This window comes from Chryseobacterium sp. CS2K3, assembly GCF_059515185.1.
Genome location: NZ_JCAKRW010000011.1, coordinates 51,731 through 73,171, shown reverse-complemented (window position 1 = coordinate 73,171; position 21,441 = coordinate 51,731). Strand labels below are relative to the sequence as shown.

The window sequence follows — 21,441 nt, the reverse complement described above, 5'->3', positions numbered from 1 at the left end:
TTATTTTTTAGGATTAATTTTTAATTTATTCATGAAAATTGCTGAAATAATCAACAATGAAAGCGGAATCAGTGATAGATAAAATGCCTGCTGCCCACTGAATTCCTGAAAGACAAAGCCCGTAATAATAGAGCCTATTGTTCCTCCAATCGCAGAAAAAACAACGATAAGCCCAGACATTGCACTATGTAAATATTTTGGAATAGAAGCCAGGATGACAGAATTTATACTTGGATAAATCGGAGCTAGCAATCCTCCCATTAATGGAAACAAATACACTACTAATGGAGCATTAAGCCAATTGGTTGTAGTATCAATATGAATATTATGCGTCAATGGAAGTACTAAAAGTAAGCTTATGGCAAAACCAATGACACAAAATGAAACTACATAAATCCAACTGAATTTTTTAGAAAAAAATCCTGACAAAAATCTTCCTAAAGCAAAAGCTCCCGCCAAAATAGCTCCCGCCTGAATACTCATAGAAGTAGGAACTTTTAAAATTTCTTTATAAAATGTTGGAGTCCAGGTTTGAAAACTTTGTTCCACCAATACAAAAAGAAAAGCGCACAACAGAAAGCACAATACTTTTTTATAACTGAATAAGCTTGCACTGTTTCGTAAGTCTCCCAATAAATCTGTTTTCTCACTTTTAGCTTCTTTTTCATTCAGTTTTGAAAAGAATAAGAATAAAAATGATAATGATGAAAGAATTCCCAATACCCAATATACATTCAGCCAGTGAGTAGATTTCGGATTATGATCATCAATATATAAACTGAACAAAAGATTTCCTGCCAACACACCAATCATAAAAAATCCTTCCAGAAATCCCATGAAACTGGAATGTTCCTTATCTGTTTCTGTTATTAAACCGATAGAAGTAAATACTGATATTTTGATTAAGGCAAAGGAAACTCCTACAATTCCAAATAATAACTTGAAAAACCAAAATTCATTGGTAAATGGCATCACAAAACACATTCCGCTCACTAAAAACAAAGCAATCAACATTGAGTTTTTGATCCCGATCTTAGGAAGAAATGAAGCCAGAATAAATGAACAAATAGCAATCGGAAGATCCTTGAATCCTTCCAATACACTGGCAGATGATTTTGAAATTCCAAAATTCTGCTGTACCTGCAAAATAACAGTTCCCACAGAATTCAGAAGAATTGCGAAAACAAAATAATTTAAAAATAAAACCGCCTTTATGTTGAAATTTTTCATTCAGATCATTTCTTGACGGCTAAGATAGAAGCATTTGTATTAACGATAATTTAACACAATAAATCAATATTTGAACAATATTAATATATTTAGTATTTTTAGTAACTAAATATGATTAATTAAATGAAAGTTACTTTTGAAAGAGTAATTCCCAATGAGAAAAGTTCGTTCCGTACGATTCATAATAACTCTCCTATTTCAGAATTCAAATGGGAATATCATTATCATCCCGAAATAGAACTGGTCTGTGTGATTTCCGGGAGTGGAACCCGACATGTGGGTTATCATAAAAGTAATTATACCAATGGTGATCTTGTTCTCATAGGTTCCAATATTCCCCACTCAGGATTTGGATTAAACTCTATTGATCCGCATGAAGAAATTGTACTGCAGTTCAAAGAAGAAATCCTTCAGTTTCCCCAACAGGAAGTAGAAGCGCGGTCAATTAAAAATTTACTGGAACTTTCAAAATATGGTATTCATTTTCATCATAAGGTAAAAAAAGCTATGCTCCCGAAATTAAAACTCATACTTGAGTCTGAAGGCTATAAAAGATATTTATTACTTCTTGAAATTCTTTTTGATCTTTCCCAGTGTCAAGACTATGAACTTTTGAATAAGGAAATCATGCCCTACACCATTATTTCAAAAAATAAAACCCGTCTTGAAAATATTTTCACCTACGTAGAACATCATTATGATAAAGAAATCCTTATTGAAGAGGTTGCAAAACTTGCCAATCTGACTTTGCCTGCCTTCTGTAATTTCTTCAAAAAAGCAACTCAAATCACCTTCACAGAATTCGTGAACCGCTATCGAATCAACAAAGCCTGTTTACTGATGGCACAGGATAAACCAATTTCGGAATGCAGCTATGCCTGTGGTTTTAATAATGTAACCTATTTTAATAGAATGTTTAAAAAGTATACTGGCAAGACACCTTCAGAATTTATCAAAAATAATTCTCATAATAAGGTGAATGTTTAGAGAAATAGCTATTCAATTTATTCCTACAGAATGATAAAATGAGTAGGCGGACTAAATATTCTGGTTATCATTTAAATTCCTGCGGATAACTTGGGTAATTTTTAAAATATTTCGATTTAACTTCTAGCTTTCCATCCTTCCATCCTTGTCAAGGTTTAAAACCTTGACAAGAATAAGTTAAAACCGTCATGTTATTAACCAATCTTTTAGCATGAAAAATTGAGAAGATTCTCAGTTTACATTCTGATATTGTGGATAACTTTTTCGTATTATAAATTAGACTTATTATTGAAAAACTTTTTAATAGAAACACTTTATAAGTTATTCGATTCCTGTTAGATATAGATTATATTTTTCACATTTCCACATTGTGGATAACTTTTTCACTACTGAATATTTAATTTGATTTCTGGATTTCTATCCTTGTCAAGGTTTAACACCTTGACAAGGATGGGTTAAAATAGTCATGTTATTACCAATCTTTTAGCATGAAAAATTGAGAAGATTTTCAGTTCACATTCTGATATTGTGGATAACTTTTTAGCATTATAAATTAGACTTATTTTTGAAAAACATTTTAATAGAAACACTTTATAAGCTATTCAATTCCTGGTAGATATAGATTTATATTTTTCACATTCCCATATTGTGGATAACTTTTTCGCTACTGAATATTTCAATTTGGTTTCTGGATTTCTATCCTTATCAAAGTTTTAAACCTTGACAAGGATAATTTAAAAACTCAGCATCAAAATCAATAATCCTGAAGTATCAACTGATATTTAGTTTGAAAAAATTAACACTGATATCTGTATATAGAATTCTGCTAATAAAAAAAGCTGTTCTAAAAAGAACAGCTATATATTATAATAAGTAAAACCGATGTACGGAATAATTACTTCCATTTAATATTACATCCCATACTTGGTCTCTGAATTTCTTCCTGAGCTTCTCCAGCCAATAGATTTTCAAAAGCAATAATTAAATCTTCACCGGTAACATCTTTATTATTTCCTGGTCTTGAATCATCCATCTGACCTCTGTAAACAAGATCCAATTTATCATCAAAGAAATAAAAATCAGGAGTACAAGCAGCATCATAAGCTTTTGCTACTGCCTGGCTTTCATCAAATAAATAAGGGAAATCAAATCTTCTGTCGATTTGGAATTCGATCATTTTTTCAGGAGAATCGGCAGGATATTTTTCGATATCATTAGCATTGATTGCGATGAATTCAATTCCTTTATCATTATAATCTTCGTATAATTCGTTAATTTTATCGATTACATGAAGAACAAACGGACAATGGTTGCACATAAAGATAACCAGTGTTCCTTTTTCTCCTTTCAGTTCTTCCAGAGACTGAAGTTCATTCGTTTTTGACGGATTCGGAAGCTCAAAAAACGGAGCTTTTGTACCTAATGCCAGCATATTGGAGGGAGTATTCATATCCTTTTTCTTTAGTTTTACAAAGATAAAGATTTCTTTGATTATATAGTTAGGAAGATGGATGCTGTAAGACGAAAGCTATTGAATTCATAAAAAATTCATTTTCATATCTGCTTTATTGACTCAGCCTATTTAGCTTATTAATTTTTACAATAATTTAAAAACTATATGCTTAAACTACTTCCAGAAAGCCTTCTTCATCATCTAATGGAATTTCAGGTATCTTCTTTTTTCAATAAATGTAAAATAAGGTTTGGAAGATAGCTTCAAAAGTTTGTAGTTTTGCTAACACTGTTAGAAAAGAATATCATGGGTCTACATGAACGTCGTCAAAGAGAAAAAGAATCTATCCGTGCAAGTATCTTGCAGGCTGCATTCACTTTGGCTAAATCTGAAGGCTGGGGATCACTTTCCATACGTAAAATAGCAGACGCTATTGAGTACAGTGCACCTGTGGTGTATGATTATTTCGAAAATAAAGAAGCTATCTTATTTGAAATTTCATTGGATGGCTTTCACAAATTACATATAGAATTATTAAAAGCTCAGCAGAAGCACAATACTCCTGAAGAGCAGCTAGTGGCAGTTGTAGATGCTTATTGGAACTTTGCTTTTAATAATAAGGAATATTACCAACTGATGTTTGGGCTGGGAATGCAATGTTGTGGAAAAGGACAGATGAAGAAAGAATTTTCGTCATTTCAGGAGCTGATCTACGAATGTACCTATAACATCATTGAAAAGAACGGTTCAAATACCGATAATGCTTGTCATATGTCTCATGCTTTATTTTCAGCGGTACATGGCATGATCTCTATTATGATGATGCGTACGGCAGATATTCCATCAACTATGAATAAATCGACTTTGGATGAAACTGTTTCATCTTTTATTAAGTCTTTATAATATTTTTTGAATTAAATTAACACCGTTAGGAAAATTAACATTGAATTAATATAACTCAATTGTTTACATCTGATTAAAAACAAAAAAAACTATGCAAAACTCTACTCTCTTTAATTGTTAAAGGTCAATTTTTTCTTTACAAATTAACACTGTTAGTAAAATTAACACATAATACACCTCACATCTTCATATACTTAAATACATTAAAAACAATTTTCAATTATGGAAACAATCGACCTGATCGTACATTAAAAATTCTGTAATTTTTTTTGAACAAATTATTAACACTGTTAGGAAAAAAAACAGCATTTATAAGAAAGAGACATTACTTAAATCTAACACTTCATTAAAAAAATTAAACCAAAATGAAAATACCTGGAAAAACAAGGTTTATTGTACTTATTTCAAGTATAATTCTTTTACAGAGCTGCACAAAGGCTGCAGAAGGATCCAATTCCGCACCGCCAGCTCCTGAACTTCCGGTTTATACCGTTATCACCTCTCCTGCTACCACTTATCAGGAGTTTCCGACTGCTTTGGAAGGAAAGAACAATGTGGAAATAAGATCTCAGGTGGATGGATATCTTGACAGAATTTATGTAGAGGAAGGCGCTTACGTAAGAGCGGGGCAGCCTTTATTTAAAATAGATTCAAGAAGCTATGGCGAACAAATGAATATGGCACAGGCAAATCTGCAGGCAGCCAATGCTAATATACAAAAAGCTAAAGTAGAAGTTGACAGACTTCAACCTTTAGTTGCGGCAAAAGTAGTTTCCGATGTACAGCTTAAAACGGCAAAAGCCAATTATGAAGCGGCTGTAGCTGCGGCTTCACAAGCAAGAGCATCTGTAGGAAGTGCAAAAATCAATGTAGGATTTACCACCATTACAGCACCGGTAAGTGGATATATAGGAAGAATTCCGTTTAAAAAAGGGAGTCTGATCTCGAGAACTGATCCTAATCCTTTGACTTTACTATCAGACATCAGCGAAATTTATGCTTATTTCTCTTTAAGTGAACTTGATTTTATTGCTTTTCAGAATAAATATCCGGGAGCGACTTTAGAAGAAAAACTGAAAAATATGCCTATGGTAGATTTGGTTATTGCTGATAACAGTACTTATCCTGAAAAAGGAAGATTGAGTATTGTAGATGGTCAGTTTGACAAAACAACTGGAGCCATCAGTGTACGAGCAGTTTTTCCTAATACCAACGGGACATTAAGAACGGGAAATACAGGAAGAGTACGTATGCCACAACTGATTTCAAATGCAGTGGTAATTCCTCAGGAGTCAACTTTTGAAATTCAGGATAAAACGTATGTCTATGTAATGGGTAAAGATCAGAAAGTAACTGGAAAACCTATCAAAATATCTGGAAAAACAGACAGTTATTATTTTATTTCTGAAGGACTTTCACCAGGAGAAAAAATCGTGTATACCGGAATCGGAAACCTGAAAGACGGTGCATCCATTAAACCGAAAGCTATATCTTCTGACAGTTTATTGAGAGCAAAACCTTTGTAATAGATTTCAATATGACAATTTAAGATTAAGAGCAGTTTAAACCTCATTATTTGTAACACTTAAGTTTTAAAAGTTATCATCATTCTGTTGATTAAGAGCACCTAAGTATTTTGAAAACTTTGATTTTCATCTAAAGTGTACTTGCTGTTTTCTAAGCTTTAAAGCTCAATCAACTTAAGTGTTTTAATAAAGTTTAAACACATAAAAAAATAAACTTCTTATGTTAAAACAATTTATAGAAAGACCGGTCCTTTCCACGGTCATCTCCATCATACTCTTATTATTGGGAGCCTTATCTCTCTTTAATTTGCCTATCGCCCTCTTCCCTGATATTGCACCACCCAGTGTACAGGTAACAGCGTTTTATCCGGGAGCGAATGCTGAAGTAGTGGCACGTTCTGTAGCAACCCCTATTGAGGAAGCAGTAAACGGGGTTGAAAACATGACGTACATGACTTCCAACTCAAGTAATGACGGTACCATGACGCTAAGCGTTTTCTTCAAACAAGGTTCGGATCCTGATAATGCTGCGGTAAACGTACAAAACCGTGTATCAAAAGCAATGAGTCAGCTTCCTCAGGAAGTAGTACAAGCGGGGATTTCCACTCAGAAAGTTCAGAACAGTATGATTATGTTTATGGGATTAACGAGTGATGATCCTAAACAATACGATGAGCTTTTCTTACAAAATTATCTGAAGATCAATATCATTCCTCAGATACAGCGTATTCCGGGGGTTGCTCAGGCTCAGGTATTCGGAACAAGAGATTACTCCATGAGAATCTGGCTGAAGCCGGACCGACTGGCTGCTAATAACCTTTCTCCACAGGAAGTTTTAGGAGCTATTAAAGATCATAACCTTGAAGCTGCTCCGGGACGTCTTGGGCAAGGAAGTAAGGAAACGTATGAATATATCCTTAAATATAAAGGAAAACTAAACAAGAATGAAGACTATGAAAATATTGCGATCAAGGCAAATAGTGATGGGTCTTTCTTAAGATTAAAGGATGTTGCACGAGTAGAATTCGGGTCTTATACGTATACAGCCGCCAACAGAGTGGATGGAAAACCGGTTTCGGGATTTGCAATTTTACAAACAGCAGGTTCCAATGCCAATGAAATTCTTACTGAGATTGAAAAACAGGTAGACCAATTCAGTACTACCCTGCCAAAAGGAGTGAAGCCAATTATCATGTATAATTCTAAGGATTTCCTTGATGCTTCTATTCATCAGGTTGTAGAAACATTGGTGATTGCATTCATATTGGTGTTTATTGTTGTATTTATTTTCCTTCAGGATTTCAGATCTACTTTAATTCCGGCGATTGCGGTACCCGTAGCCATTATTGGTACTTTCTTCTTCCTTCAGTTATTTGGTTTCAGTATCAACATGCTTACTTTATTTGCTTTGGTACTTGCCATCGGTATTGTAGTAGATGATGCGATTGTGGTAGTGGAAGCCGTCCATTCAAAAATGGAACAGACGGGAATGCCTGTGGAGCACGCAACGATGAACTCCATGAGTGAAATTTCAGGAGCTATTATTTCCATTACATTGGTAATGTGTGCGGTATTTATTCCTGTCGGATTCATGCAAGGACCTGCCGGAGTTTTCTACAGACAATTTGCTTTTACATTAGCTATTGCTATTATGATTTCTGCAGTAAATGCATTGACATTAAGTCCTGCATTATGTGCCTTATTCCTAAATGATCCTCAGGGAGAACACGGAGAACATGGTCACAAAAAAGGGTTTGGAGCAAGATTCTTCAATGCATTTAATGCCAGCTTCAACAACATGACTAAAAAGTATATTTACAGCCTTAAGTTTTTAATCAAAAATAAATGGGTTGCTATAGGAGGTCTGGTTGTGATAACAGCGGCAAGTATTTTCATGATTAAAAAAGCTCCTTCAGGATTTATACCGACAGAAGACCAGGGATTTGTATTATATGCAGTGAATACTCCTCCGGGAAGTTCACTGGAAAGAACGCACAGAGCTACGGAACAGATTGATAAGATCATTAACGGAGAAAAAGCCACCAATCACCTTTGGGTAGCTGATGGAATGAACTTTATCAGTAATGCCAATGCATCTCCTTATTCTGCAGGTTTCATCAAGCTTAAAGATTATGATAAGCGTGGAGACATGAAAGATCCTGATCAGATTGCAGCGGCTTTAACAGGAAAAGTAAGTCAGGTAAAAGATGCTAATGCCTTCTTCTTCAACTTCCCTACTATTCAGGGATTTGGTAACGTTTCCGGTTTTGAATTTATGCTTCAGGATAAAACCAACGGCTCTTTTGAACAGTTGGGAACAACAACTCAACAGTTCATTGGTGAATTGATGAAACGTCCGGAAATTGCATTTGCCTTTACAACTTATGCAGCAGGAAATCCACAGTACACAATTGATGTAGATACCGATAAAGCAAATCAGCTTGGAGTTTCCATAACAGAATTAATGCAGACCATGCAGATTTATTACGGAAGTAGCTTCGTTTCAGATTTCAATAGATTCGGAAAATACTACAGAGTAATGGCTCAGGCAGATATTCCTTACCGTACAGATATTAATTCTTTGGAAGGAATTTATGTTAAAAATAAATCCGGAGAAATGGTTCCTGCTAAAACTTTAGTAACCTTGAAAAGAACGTTTGGTCCTGAAACGGTAACGAGAAATAATTTGTTCAATGCTATAACGATCAATGGTACACCAAAACCAGGATATAGTACCGGAGATGCCATCAAAGCAGTTGAAGAAGTAGCAAAACAATCACTTCCAAGAGGTTATGGATATGAATGGACAGGTATTACCCGTGAAGAGATCAAAACAGGTGGACAAACAACCTTCATTTTCCTTTTAAGTATCCTTTTTGTTTATTTCCTATTGGCAGCACAATATGAGAGTTATATCCTTCCTTTTGCCATTATTCTAACTATTCCAACGGGGATTTTCGGAGTATTTGCCTTCACAGGGCTGGCTGGAATTGATAATAACATTTATGTACAGGTCGGATTAATCATGCTGGTCGGATTATTGGCTAAAAATGCCATTCTGATTGTAGAGTTTGCCGTTCAAAGAAGAAAAGCCGGAAGGTCATTGATAGAATCTGCTCTTCAGGCATCAAGATTACGTTTAAGACCAATCTTAATGACCTCTTTCGCCTTCATCGTTGGGATGCTTCCATTGGTTTGGACACAAGGAGCTTCTGCAAAAGGAAATCATTCCATTGGATACAGTACTGTAGGAGGAATGCTTACAGGTGTAATATTCGGGATTTTCATTATTCCGGTGATGTATGTTGTATTCCAGTATCTGCATGAAAAAATGCCAAGCAGAAAGAAGAAAAGACTTTTGAAAAAGCAGATGGAGGAAGAACTTTTAGCTTCCACTATTAATTAAATGATACAGAATAGAGATTTATAAACCACAAAAGGCACAAAAGAATTGAAACACTAAGTGATTTTAAGATAAAGCTTTGAGTATAATATAAGAAGTACACATAAGTTTTTGAAAATCTATGATTTTCTTATCTACAAAAATCTGTGTCATTTGTAGGAAAATAAAATTAAATAAACTATTGAGGAATAGGATAACTTTTATCACCAAGCCATTTTAAGGTGATAAAATCTGACATCGGAAATACATACAAGTTTTGAAAATCCTTGACTTTCCATATCAATACAATCAAAAACTGTTGTGTCAATCTGTAATCAGAAATATTCCTCAAAGTTTTCTACTTCATTAAAGTTTATTAAACAAAAACTATGAAAAGACTAAAAAATATAATACTAACATTCGCCATAGCTTTAGGGTCTGTTTCGTGTGTGTCAAAATTGGCATACGCGGAGCCGGATCTCCAGCTACCGGAAAAATTCCAGTACACAGCAACCGCTGATACAGCAAGTATTGCCAATCTGGAATGGAAACAGTTTTTCAATGACCCTATCTTACAGGAACTAATTGAAAAAGGAATTAAAAACAATTATGATCTTCAGATTGCCTTAAAACAGGTTGCCTCATCACAGGAAAAGCTGAAACAGGCAAAATACATGCAATACCCCGATGTTGGTTTTGGGGTAGCAGCTCAAATTTCCAAGCCTTCTAAAAACAGCATGAATGGGCAAAGCATGAATTTATTTCTAGGGCAAAACCACGTTGAAGACTATAATGCTGCTTTCAATTTATCATGGGAAGCAGATATCTGGGGAAAAATCAAAAACCAGCAGGAAGTTTCCAGAATGCAATACCTACAGACCTATGAAGGTTCAAAAGCTATTCAGACTCAAGTTGTCGCAGCAATTGCTCAGGGATATTACAACCTTTTGATGCTTGACAAACAATTAGCCATTGCAAAATCTAATCTGGAATTGAGCAATAATACGCTGATGATTACTCAAAAAATGTGGGAAAGCGGTGACACTACATCTTTGGGTGTTCAGCAGGCTAGTGCTCAGAAGCAGGCAACAGAGCTTTTGATCTCGCAATTGGAACAAAATATTGCCATACAGGAAAATGCTTTAAGTATCCTTGTTGGAGAAACACCAAATAAAGTTAACAGAACCATCGAAATGGCTGACACTTCCCTACCTCAGAATATCATGGCAGGTCTTCCGGCAGCTATGGTAAGCCGCAGACCAGATGTACGTCAGCAGGAACTGGTGTTATTGGAGTCTAATGCCTTGGTAGGAATTGCACAGGCAAATATGTATCCTGCATTAAAAATTACAGCCAATGGTGGAGTGAATTCATTCAAATTTGATAACTGGTTTCAGATTCCTGCATCATTATTCGGATCGGTTTTAGGAGGACTTACCCAACCGATTTTCCAGAAGAGACAATTGAAGACAGATTTTGAGGTGGCTAAAATTCAAAGAGAGAAAAATGTATTGGCATTCCGTCAATCTGTTTTAAATGCTGTGGGCGAAGTTTCTGATGCTTTGGTTTCCAATGAAAATTTAAAAGTTCAGGAACAAAAAGCAACCGAACAATCTACGACATTGAAAGACGGAATTAAAAGTGCACAACTTCTTTACAGAGGAGGTTCAGCCAATTATCTTGAGGTGATTACTGCACAGGGAAATTCACTTCAGGCAGAGTTGAATCTTGCTTCCATTAAGAGACAGAGGTTAAGCAGCATTGTAGATCTATACAGAGCGCTTGGCGGGGGTTGGAAGTAGTAAATTTAATTTATATTGTTTGAGATGCGGTTCTTTTCAGAGCCGCATTTTTATTGAATCTCTTGTTGAAAATACGAATGAATATGCTAGAGGAAATATTTTTATGCCACGAATGCACGAATTTTTTTTAGTTTTTTATCCGATAGCATTTTCAAGAAATACAATTATTCGTGGATTAGTGGCTATTACTTATGATCAATTTTATCCAAAATAAAATCTTTTCGTTTTATTAATAATAGGTTATTTTAAAAATTTGCGATTTTGCGATGATCCAATATTAAAACTGTTCCGCAATCCAAAGAACCAGAGCATCATAATCCTCCTGAGAATATCCCAGAGGCAAATAATGAATATCATCCGCTTTTCGATACCAGGTCAATTGGCGTTTTGCATATCTGCGGCTGTTCTTTTTAATTTCAGAAACGGCAAAATCCAAATCCCATTCACCGTCGAAGTATTTGAACAACTCAGCATAACCAACTGTATTTAAAGCAGTCAATCCTTTGAATTTCTCCAACCCTTTTACCTCATCCAAAAGCCCTTTCTCCATCATCATATCAACTCTGCGGTTGATTCTGTCATACAATTCTTCTCTTGGAGCCTCAATTCCGATTCTGATAACATTAAAATCTCTGGAATCCTGAGAAACAGCAATCTGTTCGGAGTATTTTTTATTGGTTTGCCAGATGACATCAATAGCGCGTAACAATCTTCGGTGATTGTGAATATCCACCACTTCGAAATATTCAGGGTCTAATTCTTTTAAAATTTCCTGAAGTTTTTCTACTCCTTCCTCTTCCATTATTTTCTGAAGCTTCTCCTGATTTTCAACATTGGCTTCAGGCAGATCATTCAACCCTTCAATCACTGCTTTTTCATACATCATACTTCCACCGACAAGAATGACGGTGTTATGATCTTGGAAAAGTTCATTAAGTTTTTTCAGGGCATCTTCTTCATATTGCCCGATAGAATAGTATTCTTCTACAGAAAGATTTCCGATAAAATGATGAGGTGCTTCAGCCAATTCCTCGTCAGAAGGTGCTGCGGTTGCAATTTTCATTTCCTTAAAAAACTGTCTGGAATCACAGGAAACAATCTCTGTATTGAAATGTTTTGCCAGATCAATTGCCAGTTTTGTTTTACCTATTCCGGTGGGTCCTACTACAGAAATTAAGTTTTTCATCAGTTCACATTCATTATTTATCGGTAAGATAGAATCTTTTACAGATTTCACTGTGCTAATTTAAATGTTTATCTTTGTAGAACAATAAAAAACTATGATTTTATCAATGACCGGCTTCGGTAGAGCCGAAGGTGTTTTTGAAGGAAAAAAAATAACAATAGATATTAAATCACTGAACAGCAAGAGCTTTGATTTAAATATTAAAATTCCTTTACGTTATAAAGAAAAAGAATTTGAAATCAGAAAAATTCTTAATGATAGAATTATCCGTGGAAAAGTAGACTGCTACGTAAACCTGGAAAACCTTGAAGAATCTAATGATGTGAAAATTAATAAGAGTTTAATTGATTCTTACATCAATGAGCTTAAAAATATTGCATCAGACGGACCTGATTTCGAATACCTTAAAATGGCAGTAAGAATGCCTGATGCTATTACCTCAAGACCAGATGAATTAACAGAAGGTGAGTGGGAATCTTTGGCGCAGATTGTCAATGCGGCTGTAGACCGATTTGAAGAATTCAGAAAGACTGAAGGAAGTATTCTCCATGAAGAATTAAACAGAAACATTCAGAATATAGACAAGTATCTTGGCGAAGTGATTCCTTTTGAAGAAGAAAGAATCGTAAGCGTTAAAGAACGTTATCAGAAGTCTCTGAAAGAATTCGAAAATGTAGATGAAACCCGTTTCTATCAGGAAATGGCTTATTTTACGGAAAAACTGGATATTTCAGAAGAGAAAGTAAGACTTACTCAACATTTGAAATACTATAAGGAAGTAATGGATAATGAATCTTTCAACGGAAAAAAACTGGGCTTTATTTCTCAGGAAATCGGAAGAGAGATCAATACATTAGGTTCCAAAGCCAATCATGCTGAAATTCAGAAACTGGTAGTGAAGATGAAGGATGACTTGGAGAAAATTAAAGAACAAACGTTAAACGTGTTGTAGTGACGAGGTACGAGGTGTATGATAAAATCATTAACCCGAATCCCGAAACTTGAAACTCAAAAATATGGATAAAGTAATTATATTTTCAGCACCGTCTGGAAGCGGAAAAACTACATTAGTAAAACATTCTCTGGAAACATTTCCTGAACTTTCTTTTTCAATCTCATGTACCACAAGACAGCCGAGAGGAAGTGAAGTTCATGCCGTGGATTATCATTTTTTATCACCTGATGAATTCAGACAGAAAATTTCAGAAGATGCTTTTGTAGAATATGAAGAAGTGTATACTGACAAATATTACGGTACTTTAAAATCTGAAGTGGAAAAAATCTGGAATCAGGGAAAAGTTGTTATTTTTGATGTAGATGTAAAAGGAGGAATTTCCTTAAAAAAATACTTCGGAGAAAAGGCTTTATCTATTTTTATAGAACCACCTTCCATTGAAGAATTGGAACGAAGATTGATTTCAAGGAATACAGATGATGCAGAAACCATTAAAACCCGTGTAGCAAAGGCAGAAGAAGAGCTGACCTATGCCAGCGAGTTTGACAAGATCGTGATAAACACCGATCTGGATGTAGCTAAAAAAGAAATAGAAAGTTTAATAAAAAGTTTTATCAATAATTAATGGCTGGAAGATGGAGGTCAGAAGATGAAAGTGATGTACTTTCGTCGCTATCTAACTTCTAATTTCTAACCTCTATTCTGATAATAAAAAAACATTGAGGTTGATATGAGTACCGAAACATTAGAAAAAGCTAAATCTGCAATTCCTGTAAAAGGATTTCTGGATGTCAAAAATATAGCAATTCCTCAGGGAGAAGAGCTGGTAAAAGCCATTCTAAAACTTAAGGAAGAGAAAAATGCTGTAATTCTTGCCCACTATTACCAGCCGGGAGAAATTCAGGATATTGCTGATTTCCTGGGAGATTCCCTGCAATTGGCAAGACAGGCAAAAGAAACCAACGCTGATATGATTGTATTCTGCGGAGTACATTTCATGGCAGAAGCAGCCAAAATTCTGAATCCAACTAAAAAAGTAGTTTTACCTGATACCATGGCTGGATGCTCTCTGGCAGACGGATGTTCAGGAGAAGGTTTAAGAAAAATGCGTGAGCAGCACCCTAATGCTTTAATTGCAACATACATTAATTGCAATGCTGAAACTAAAGCAGAAAGTGATATCATCGTAACAAGTTCTAACGCTGAAACTGTAATTGAAGCTTTACCTACAGACAGACCTATCATTTTTGCACCGGATAAAAACCTTGGAAGATATTTATCTAAAAAGACAGGTCGTGATATGATTCTTTGGGATGGAAGCTGTGTAGTGCACGAAGCATTTTCTATGGAAAGAATTGCTCAGCAATTAGCAGATAATCCGGATGCAAAACTTATTGCACACCCGGAAAGTGAAGAAGCAGTTTTAAAGCTGGCTCACTTCATTGGCTCCACTTCCGCTCTATTGAATTTTGTAGAAAAAGACGATTGTCAGAAATTCATCATTGCAACAGAAGAAGGCATTCTTCACGAAATGAGAAAGCGTGCACCACACAAAGAGCTGATTCCCGCTTTAGTTTTTGATGAAAGCTGTAACTGCTCAGAATGTTTCTATATGAAGCGTAATACAATGGAAAAATTGTATTTATGTATGAAATATGAACTTCCTGAAATTCTTATCGACGAAGAATTAAGATTAAAAGCATTAAAGCCAATCGAAGCTATGCTTGATCTTTCTAAAAGTATAAAGTAAATATAAGAGGCTGTCTCACTTTTGAGACAGCCTTTTTTTATTTTTCTTAGATTTTTTTAATTAAGATAATCCACCATCCATACAGTCACTGCTTACAATCACACACATTTTACAATAAGTGGGAAGTGCCTGGTAGGTATCACACGAATAATCATTAGGTCCATTTCCATAAGTAGCATTCTGTGGACATCCTCCACATCTGGATGGTCCTGCTCCATGTAATTCTTCAAGCTCTTTTCTGCTTAATTTCTTTATAGTTTTCATAGTAGTTTTAATTTTTTGATGGTAATATTTCTATCTGTTATAAAAATCAGAATAATCAGGACCATAGCAGTCTGCGCTTACATCTACACAGTTTCTGCACTCGGCTGATAATCCCCAAAAACTCATACAGCTGTAAGTATATTCAGGACCATCACCATAGTTTCCTGAAGTGGAACATCTGTCACACCCATTCATTTGGGCACCCTTGATTGTTTTTAGTTTTGTTCTTGATACCTTTTTCATATTTAAATTTTTGATCGGTTAATGTATTACGGCTCTATTAGACAACGATACTATAAGTCTCCGAAGCAAGATCTGCTTACTCCTACACAATGTCGGTCTCTGCAATAGCCGGGTAATGCAAAATAATTCTCACAAGTGCCGTCATATTCAGGACCTGGACCATACATGTTTTGAATAGGACATCCATTACAAAGAGTTCCATTAGCTCCATTAAGAGTCTTAAGCTGGTTTCTTGATAACTTTTTCATAATATTTATTGATCAAATAAGTTTGATACAGCTATCCTCCTTTTCCTTACAACATTGGATCATAACACGTTCCACCAGGCTTTAAAGAACATCCCCACGCCGTTGATCCACCTCTCATAAAACATACGTATTGCTCTCCACCACAAGTATCAATCTGAAACTGTGTAAAACCACCATTGATACTTTTTTGTTGTTCTCTTGATAATTTTTTAATTGTTTTCATAATGTTTTAATTTTGATTGTTATTAATAAGAAAGAGCATCGTAAAACAATGCTCTTATATGATTAAAAGGGTTCGAAACATTCAAAACTTGCCAATACTCTACGTTTACAACACTCAGGCAAACCATGAAAATCGGCACATGATTTTGGCTGGTCGGGTCCGTAAGGTCCTTCAGGACAATTTTCATTACATGTACCAATTCCTCCTCCATTAATGGATTTTAAATTTTCTCTTTTAATTTTTTTCGAATTTTTCATGATTATTATTTTATAGTTTTGAATTATAAATGTAAGATTTTTAATCAATTACACAAATTATTTCTCTCAAAAAAGACTTATTATTTTATTATGTTAAAAGTTGGCTATTATAAAATAATTTGTACATTTGTTCAGTTACAATGAATTTTCTAAGAAACATATCTGATATTTCTGCCCTGAAATCACCTATTTCAGGCATATCTTCTGTTTCTACATTCACAACTACAACGACTACCCCATAAAGGGGTAAATTTTCACATATTATTTCCGGTACCTTGTACTCTTTTTTCAAAGAGTAGCACTTTTATTTTTTCTAACCTCAAATCAATCATTGATGAAAATTTTAAAATTCGGCGGTACATCAGTCGCCAATTCTCAGAACATTCTTTTAGTAGAAGATATTATTAAAGAAGAGTCTTCAAAACACAGAGTGGTAGTCGTTGTATCAGCACTTCATGGAGTAACGGATCTACTCATTCAAGGTGCTGAAAATGCCTCTGACAAAAATGAAAGTTATCTTCAGAACCTTAAAAACATTGAAGAAAAACATTTAAATCTTGTCAAAGAACTCATTCCGATTTCAGAGCAAAGTTCACTATTAAGTTTTGTAAAAAAACACTGTAACGATATTGAAGATCTTTATAATGGAATCTATGTTCTTGGTGAACTTACAGACAGAATAAAGGATAAAATAGCTTCTTACGGTGAATTTTTATCCTCAAATATTATTGCAGCAAGGCTTCAACATCAAAGCTTGGACTGCTTATGGATGAACTCTTCCGAACTGATCAAAACCAACAGTAATTTTACCAACGCAAAGGTAAACTTTGATCTTACTGAATATAACATCAGAAAGTATCTTGATCAACATGAAAACAAAATCTTCATGAGCCCGGGATTCATCGCCTCTGATGCTGAAAGCCATATAACAACCTTGGGACGAGGAGGTTCAGATTATACCGCAGCAATTATCGCAGCTGCTGTAAATGCTGAAGAACTTCAAATCTGGACAGATGTAAGTGGAATGATGACCGCAGATCCCCGCCTAGCCTCCCACGCCAAACCCATTGCAGAAATTTCTTATCATGAAGCTATGGAATTGTCACATTTCGGAGCAAAAGTTATTTATCCACCTTCAATTCAGCCGGTTATGATCAAAAACATTGATCTTAAAATAAAAAACACTTTTGAACCTGAAGCGTTGGGAACATTGGTTTCTCATAATCTGAACGTTTCAAAGAAAGAACAACAACAGCTTGTGGTAGGAATTTCAAATATGGGCAATATTGCTTTACTTACTCTCGAAGGCAGCGGAATGGTTGGAATTCCTGGTATTTCAGCCAAGCTTTTTCAATGCCTGAGTAATGAAAAAATCAATGTTATTCTGATAACACAAGGCTCTTCTGAGCATTCAATTACTATTGCTATTCATGAGAAAGATAGGTTGGCAGCTGAAAATGCAATTAATTTTTCCTTTGCAGATGATATCGAATTAAAAAGAGTAGCTCCCGTTAGTATTGAAACTGGTCTTTCCATTGTTGCTGTGGTTGGAGAAAAGATGAAAAGCAGAAGCGGTGTGAGCGCTAAAATGTTCAGTTGCTTAGGTAATAATGGAATCAATATAAGAACGATTGCACAAGGCTCTTCCGAAAGAAATATCAGTGTTGTTATTTCTGAAAATGATGCTAAAAAAGCAGTGAATGTACTTCATGAAGAATTCTTTGAATCCGAAATCAAGCAAATCCATCTTTACATCTGTGGAACCGGAAATGTAGGAAACAAACTTATTGAGCAAATCTACGAGCAGAATCAATATTTAAGGGAAAATCATCTCATCAGTTTAAGGATTGCCGGGCTTTCGAACAGTAGAAAAATGATTTTTGAAGACAGAGGAATTCCTAAAAATGAATATTCCAATTGGATAAAATTTGGAAAAGAAGCTTCACCAAAAGGGTTTGCAGAAGAAATTATATCCCGGAATCTGAGAAATTCCATTTTCGTGGATATTACAGCAAGCCAGGAAGTGCCGGAAGTATATGAAAGCCTATTAAAAAGAAGCATCGATATTGTTGCCTGTAATAAAATTGCAGCCTCATCCGATTTTGAACAGTATAAAATCTTAAAAAACACAGCGAGAAATCATAATTGCAGTTTTCATTTTGAAACCAATGTAGGCGCAGGGCTTCCCGTGATAGGAACCATAAATGATCTTATTAAAAGTGGTGATAAAGTAACATCCATCGAAGCTGTACTAAGCGGAACATTAAATTTTGTTTTCAATAATTATAATGGAAGCAGAACATTTTCTGAAGTGGTAGCACAGGCTCAAAAAGAAGGCTATACAGAACCGGATCCAAGACTGGATTTATCAGGAACTGATGTAGCCCGTAAAATTTTGATCCTTGCCAGAGAAGCAGGTTATCCGTTACAGTTTGAAGAAATTGAAAATATTGGATTTTTACCTGAAGCTTGTATGGAAGGAAGTGTAGAACATTTCTATGAAAAGCTTACGGAATATGAAGATCATTTTAAAGCCTTGTTTTTGAGTGCTCAGAAAGACGGAAAAATATTGAAATATACCGCTGAGTTTAAAGATGGTAAAGCAAAAGTAGGTTTACAGCATGTTGCTTCGGGAAGCGATCTATTCCATCTTTACGGAAAAGACAATATTGTCATTTTTAAAACATTAAGATATTCCGAACAGCCATTGGTAATCAAAGGAGCCGGTGCAGGCGCTGAAGTAACCGCAAGTGGCATTTTTGCAGACATTATCCGTTCAATTTAAAACTTAAATATGAAAAAAGTAAAACTTAAAATTCCGGCTACTGTAGCCAATCTGGTATGCGGCTTCGATATTCTTGGTATGGCAATCCATGAACCTTATGATGAAATGGAGATCAGATTACTGGAAACTCCTGAGATTATTATACATCATAAAGATCAGTTTGGACTGCCTGAAGAACCTTCTAAAAATGTTGCGGGGATTGTACTTTTAAAAATTCAGGAGCATTTTAATCTAAAAACCGGTTTTGAGGTGATCATTCATAAGCATATAAAACCAGGAAGCGGGCTCGGCTCCAGTGCGGCTAGCGCCGCCGGAGCCGCACTGGGAGCCAATATTGTACTGGGAAATATCATGTCAAAAGATGAGATGATACATTTTGCCATGTTTGGAGAAGAACTAGCCTCCGGAGTACGACATGCAGATAATATTGCACCTTGCATTTATGGAGGAATTACCTTGGTGAAATCAACAAGTCCAATAGATATAATTCCTTTGAATTCACCAAATTTATTTGTGGCGGCAGTACATCCGCAGGTAGAAGTGAAAACTTCCGATTCAAGACAGATTCTCAAGAAAAATATCACGTTAAAAAGTGCCGTTGAGCAATGGGGAAATATTGCCGGGCTGGTAGCCGGAATTCAGAAAAATGATTTTGCTCTGATTGGAAGAAGTCTCAACGATGTCATCATAGAACCTGTACGAAGTATTTTAATTCCAGGATTTGATGAAGTTAAAACAAAGAGTCTTCAAGCAGGAGCCCTTGGTGGTGGAATTTCAGGATCAGGACCTTCGATTTTTATGCTAGCAGAACAAAAGGAAACCGCTGAAAAAATTGCATTACTAATGAAATCAATATATGATGAATTGAAGATCGAAAGCTTTGTATATGTTTCAAAAATAAATCCATTCGGGATTGAAATTATTGAATAACCCAATCACATTAAAACAATGAAATATTATAATTTAAAAGACAGTCAGGAACATGTTAACTTCAAGACTGCGACCATAAAAGGACAAGGAAAAGACAAAGGATTATTTTTCCCTGAAAATATTCCGCAATTTGATGAAAAATTTATTCAAAACCTTTCACAGTATTCTGATGAGGAGATCGCTTATCAATGCATGAAAAGTTTTATTGCGGATGAAATACCTTCGGAAGTATTAAAAAACATCATTGCCGAAACCATTAGTTTTGATATTCCATTAAAAAAAATAAATGACAACATATCAATTCTGGAGCTTTTTCATGGTCCTACTTTAGCCTTCAAAGATATTGGCGCAAGATTCATGAGCAGATGCTTATCCTACTTTTTAAAAGATCAGGATAAAAAAGTTACTGTTCTTGTTGCAACCTCAGGAGATACAGGCGGCGCTGTCGCTGATGGCTTCTACGATCTTCCCGGAATTGAAGTTGTCATCCTCTATCCTAAAAACAGAGTAAGCCCCGTACAGGAAAAACAACTTACCGCATTAGGAAAAAATATTTATGCACTGGAAGTTAACGGCAGTTTTGACGACTGTCAGAGCTTAGTGAAACAGGCTTTTTCCAACAAAGAGATCAACGATCTATTGTTTTTAACCTCTGCCAATTCCATTAATATTGCGAGATGGCTTCCTCAGCAAATCTATTATTTGCTGGCTTTAAAACAATGGCAGCAAACAGAGAAACAACGACCTGTAATATGTGTTCCAAGTGGGAATTTTGGAAATATCTGCGCCGGGCTTCTGGCTCATTTTAGAGGACTTCCTGCAGAACATTTTATTGCAGCCTGTAATGCGAATGATACAATTCCTCAATATTTTAAAACAGGGAATTTTAATCCTAAAAAAGCTATAGCCACCTTATCTAATGCTATGGATGTAGGGAACCCCAGTAATTTTGTAAGGATTTTAGAACTTTTCAATAATGAATCTGATACTTTACAACATACAATATCAGCATACACTATTGATGATCAAAAAACAATACAGACGATTACGGATGTTTATGAAAAATATCAATATACTCTGGAGCCACACAGCGCTGTAGCATTTGCTTCCCTTGATCAATATCTTACAGGAAAGAAAGGCTTTATTCTGGGTACAGCTCATCCGGTTAAATTTCCTGATGCAGTAGAAAAAGCCATCAAAACAAAAATTGAAGTCCCCGAATCTCTGAATGATCTGATGAAAAAGGAGAAAAAAACTATAGAAATAAATTCTGATTTTGAAGAATTAAGACGATTTTTGCTTGATAAAAATTAGAGA

General features: G+C 35.2%; 20 protein-coding genes. 11 read left to right on the top strand and 9 right to left on the bottom strand.

All coding sequences use genetic code 11. The features are described 5' to 3' along the window. Positions 1–1,230, bottom strand: a complete 1,230-nt coding sequence (locus AC5YGG_RS17570; protein ID WP_496145742.1) for an MFS transporter — start codon at positions 1,228–1,230, stop codon at positions 1–3. Positions 1,231–1,353: 123 nt separating this feature from the next. On the opposite strand from AC5YGG_RS17570, the gene AC5YGG_RS17565 reads away from it, so the two are divergent. Then, positions 1,354–2,217 (top strand): AraC family transcriptional regulator, encoded by an 864-nt coding sequence (locus AC5YGG_RS17565; RefSeq protein WP_496145741.1) that lies wholly within the window; start codon positions 1,354–1,356, stop codon positions 2,215–2,217. Positions 2,218–3,112: 895 nt separating this feature from the next. Here the strand turns inward: AC5YGG_RS17565 and AC5YGG_RS17560 are convergent. Then, on the bottom strand, positions 3,113–3,667 hold the full coding sequence (locus tag AC5YGG_RS17560) for a thioredoxin family protein (RefSeq protein WP_496145740.1): 555 nt from the start codon (positions 3,665–3,667) through the stop codon (positions 3,113–3,115). Between the two features lie 309 nt (positions 3,668–3,976). Between AC5YGG_RS17560 and AC5YGG_RS17555 the strand changes: the two genes are divergently transcribed. From AC5YGG_RS17555 to AC5YGG_RS17540, 4 genes are all read left to right on the top strand, one after another. Continuing rightward, positions 3,977–4,573, top strand: coding sequence for a TetR/AcrR family transcriptional regulator (locus tag AC5YGG_RS17555; protein ID WP_496145739.1), 597 nt, complete (start codon positions 3,977–3,979; stop codon positions 4,571–4,573). A 365-nt stretch (positions 4,574–4,938) separates the two neighbouring features. Then, positions 4,939–6,099 (top strand): efflux RND transporter periplasmic adaptor subunit, encoded by a 1,161-nt coding sequence (locus AC5YGG_RS17550; RefSeq protein ID WP_496145738.1) that lies wholly within the window; start codon positions 4,939–4,941, stop codon positions 6,097–6,099. Positions 6,100–6,319: 220 nt separating this feature from the next. Then, positions 6,320–9,505, top strand: a complete 3,186-nt coding sequence (locus AC5YGG_RS17545) for an efflux RND transporter permease subunit (protein ID WP_496145737.1) — start codon at positions 6,320–6,322, stop codon at positions 9,503–9,505. A gap of 365 nt (positions 9,506–9,870) precedes the next feature. Further along, positions 9,871–11,283: an efflux transporter outer membrane subunit gene (locus tag AC5YGG_RS17540; protein ID WP_496145736.1), complete on the top strand. Its 1,413-nt coding sequence runs from the start codon at positions 9,871–9,873 to the stop codon at positions 11,281–11,283. A 277-nt stretch (positions 11,284–11,560) separates the two neighbouring features. On the opposite strand, the gene miaA is transcribed toward AC5YGG_RS17540, so the two are convergent. Then, positions 11,561–12,469: a tRNA (adenosine(37)-N6)-dimethylallyltransferase MiaA gene (miaA, locus tag AC5YGG_RS17535; protein WP_496145735.1), complete on the bottom strand. Its 909-nt coding sequence runs from the start codon at positions 12,467–12,469 to the stop codon at positions 11,561–11,563. 94 nt (positions 12,470–12,563) lie between these two features. Between miaA and AC5YGG_RS17530 the strand changes: the two genes are divergently transcribed. The 3 genes from AC5YGG_RS17530 (at position 12,564) to nadA (ending at position 15,174) form a co-directional block, all read left to right on the top strand. Beyond that, positions 12,564–13,421, top strand: a complete 858-nt coding sequence (locus AC5YGG_RS17530; RefSeq protein WP_083190101.1) for a YicC family protein — start codon at positions 12,564–12,566, stop codon at positions 13,419–13,421. A 64-nt stretch (positions 13,422–13,485) separates the two neighbouring features. Further along, a complete protein-coding gene (gene gmk, locus AC5YGG_RS17525) occupies positions 13,486–14,049 on the top strand; it encodes a guanylate kinase (RefSeq protein WP_496145734.1) in 564 nt (187 codons plus the stop codon). A 105-nt stretch (positions 14,050–14,154) separates the two neighbouring features. Beyond that, positions 14,155–15,174, top strand: a complete 1,020-nt coding sequence (nadA, locus tag AC5YGG_RS17520) for a quinolinate synthase NadA (protein ID WP_496145733.1) — start codon at positions 14,155–14,157, stop codon at positions 15,172–15,174. A gap of 60 nt (positions 15,175–15,234) precedes the next feature. On the opposite strand, the gene AC5YGG_RS17515 is transcribed toward nadA, so the two are convergent. From AC5YGG_RS17515 to AC5YGG_RS17490, 6 genes are all read right to left on the bottom strand, one after another. Beyond that, positions 15,235–15,438, bottom strand: coding sequence for a hypothetical protein (locus AC5YGG_RS17515; protein WP_496145732.1), 204 nt, complete (start codon positions 15,436–15,438; stop codon positions 15,235–15,237). A 30-nt stretch (positions 15,439–15,468) separates the two neighbouring features. After that, entirely contained in the window at positions 15,469–15,681 is a 213-nt protein-coding gene (locus AC5YGG_RS17510; protein ID WP_496145731.1) for a hypothetical protein, read from the bottom strand. 50 nt (positions 15,682–15,731) lie between these two features. After that, entirely contained in the window at positions 15,732–15,929 is a 198-nt protein-coding gene (locus tag AC5YGG_RS17505; protein ID WP_496145730.1) for a bacteriocin-like protein, read from the bottom strand. Positions 15,930–15,975: 46 nt separating this feature from the next. Further along, positions 15,976–16,152: a bacteriocin-like protein gene (locus AC5YGG_RS17500; RefSeq protein WP_496145729.1), complete on the bottom strand. Its 177-nt coding sequence runs from the start codon at positions 16,150–16,152 to the stop codon at positions 15,976–15,978. Between the two features lie 62 nt (positions 16,153–16,214). Next, the gene (locus tag AC5YGG_RS17495) at positions 16,215–16,409 is read right to left on the bottom strand and encodes a bacteriocin-like protein (RefSeq protein ID WP_496145728.1); all 195 of its coding nucleotides are present in this window, start codon (positions 16,407–16,409) and stop codon (positions 16,215–16,217) included. 88 nt (positions 16,410–16,497) lie between these two features. Beyond that, positions 16,498–16,701 (bottom strand): hypothetical protein, encoded by a 204-nt coding sequence (locus AC5YGG_RS17490; protein ID WP_496145727.1) that lies wholly within the window; start codon positions 16,699–16,701, stop codon positions 16,498–16,500. Between the two features lie 42 nt (positions 16,702–16,743). Here AC5YGG_RS17490 and thrA point away from each other — a divergent pair, with 42 nt between their 5' ends. Genes thrA through thrC form a run of 3 tightly spaced genes read left to right on the top strand, consistent with a single transcriptional unit; the run spans position 16,744 to position 21,438 of the window. Further along, complete coding sequence (thrA, locus tag AC5YGG_RS17485; protein WP_496145726.1) at positions 16,744–19,194, top strand: bifunctional aspartate kinase/homoserine dehydrogenase I; 2,451 nt, start codon at positions 16,744–16,746, stop codon at positions 19,192–19,194. A 9-nt stretch (positions 19,195–19,203) separates the two neighbouring features. Further along, entirely contained in the window at positions 19,204–20,124 is a 921-nt protein-coding gene (locus AC5YGG_RS17480) for a homoserine kinase (protein WP_496145725.1), read from the top strand. Positions 20,125–20,142: 18 nt separating this feature from the next. Next, positions 20,143–21,438, top strand: coding sequence for a threonine synthase (thrC, locus tag AC5YGG_RS17475; RefSeq protein ID WP_496145724.1), 1,296 nt, complete (start codon positions 20,143–20,145; stop codon positions 21,436–21,438). Positions 21,439–21,441 lie beyond the last annotated feature (3 nt).

Coding starts and splice junctions, on each gene's coding strand:
- AC5YGG_RS17570 (WP_496145742.1), bottom strand. CDS start 1,230: ATGAAAAATTTCAACATAAAGGCGGTTTTATTTTTAAATTATTTTGTT.
- AC5YGG_RS17565 (WP_496145741.1), top strand. CDS start 1,354: ATGAAAGTTACTTTTGAAAGAGTAATTCCCAATGAGAAAAGTTCGTTC.
- AC5YGG_RS17560 (WP_496145740.1), bottom strand. CDS start 3,667: ATGAATACTCCCTCCAATATGCTGGCATTAGGTACAAAAGCTCCGTTT.
- AC5YGG_RS17555 (WP_496145739.1), top strand. CDS start 3,977: ATGGGTCTACATGAACGTCGTCAAAGAGAAAAAGAATCTATCCGTGCA.
- AC5YGG_RS17550 (WP_496145738.1), top strand. CDS start 4,939: ATGAAAATACCTGGAAAAACAAGGTTTATTGTACTTATTTCAAGTATA.
- AC5YGG_RS17545 (WP_496145737.1), top strand. CDS start 6,320: ATGTTAAAACAATTTATAGAAAGACCGGTCCTTTCCACGGTCATCTCC.
- AC5YGG_RS17540 (WP_496145736.1), top strand. CDS start 9,871: ATGAAAAGACTAAAAAATATAATACTAACATTCGCCATAGCTTTAGGG.
- miaA (WP_496145735.1), bottom strand. CDS start 12,469: ATGAAAAACTTAATTTCTGTAGTAGGACCCACCGGAATAGGTAAAACA.
- AC5YGG_RS17530 (WP_083190101.1), top strand. CDS start 12,564: ATGATTTTATCAATGACCGGCTTCGGTAGAGCCGAAGGTGTTTTTGAA.
- gmk (WP_496145734.1), top strand. CDS start 13,486: ATGGATAAAGTAATTATATTTTCAGCACCGTCTGGAAGCGGAAAAACT.
- nadA (WP_496145733.1), top strand. CDS start 14,155: ATGAGTACCGAAACATTAGAAAAAGCTAAATCTGCAATTCCTGTAAAA.
- AC5YGG_RS17515 (WP_496145732.1), bottom strand. CDS start 15,438: ATGAAAACTATAAAGAAATTAAGCAGAAAAGAGCTTGAAGAATTACAT.
- AC5YGG_RS17510 (WP_496145731.1), bottom strand. CDS start 15,681: ATGAAAAAGGTATCAAGAACAAAACTAAAAACAATCAAGGGTGCCCAA.
- AC5YGG_RS17505 (WP_496145730.1), bottom strand. CDS start 15,929: ATGAAAAAGTTATCAAGAAACCAGCTTAAGACTCTTAATGGAGCTAAT.
- AC5YGG_RS17500 (WP_496145729.1), bottom strand. CDS start 16,152: ATGAAAACAATTAAAAAATTATCAAGAGAACAACAAAAAAGTATCAAT.
- AC5YGG_RS17495 (WP_496145728.1), bottom strand. CDS start 16,409: ATGAAAAATTCGAAAAAAATTAAAAGAGAAAATTTAAAATCCATTAAT.
- thrA (WP_496145726.1), top strand. CDS start 16,744: ATGAAAATTTTAAAATTCGGCGGTACATCAGTCGCCAATTCTCAGAAC.
- AC5YGG_RS17480 (WP_496145725.1), top strand. CDS start 19,204: ATGAAAAAAGTAAAACTTAAAATTCCGGCTACTGTAGCCAATCTGGTA.
- thrC (WP_496145724.1), top strand. CDS start 20,143: ATGAAATATTATAATTTAAAAGACAGTCAGGAACATGTTAACTTCAAG.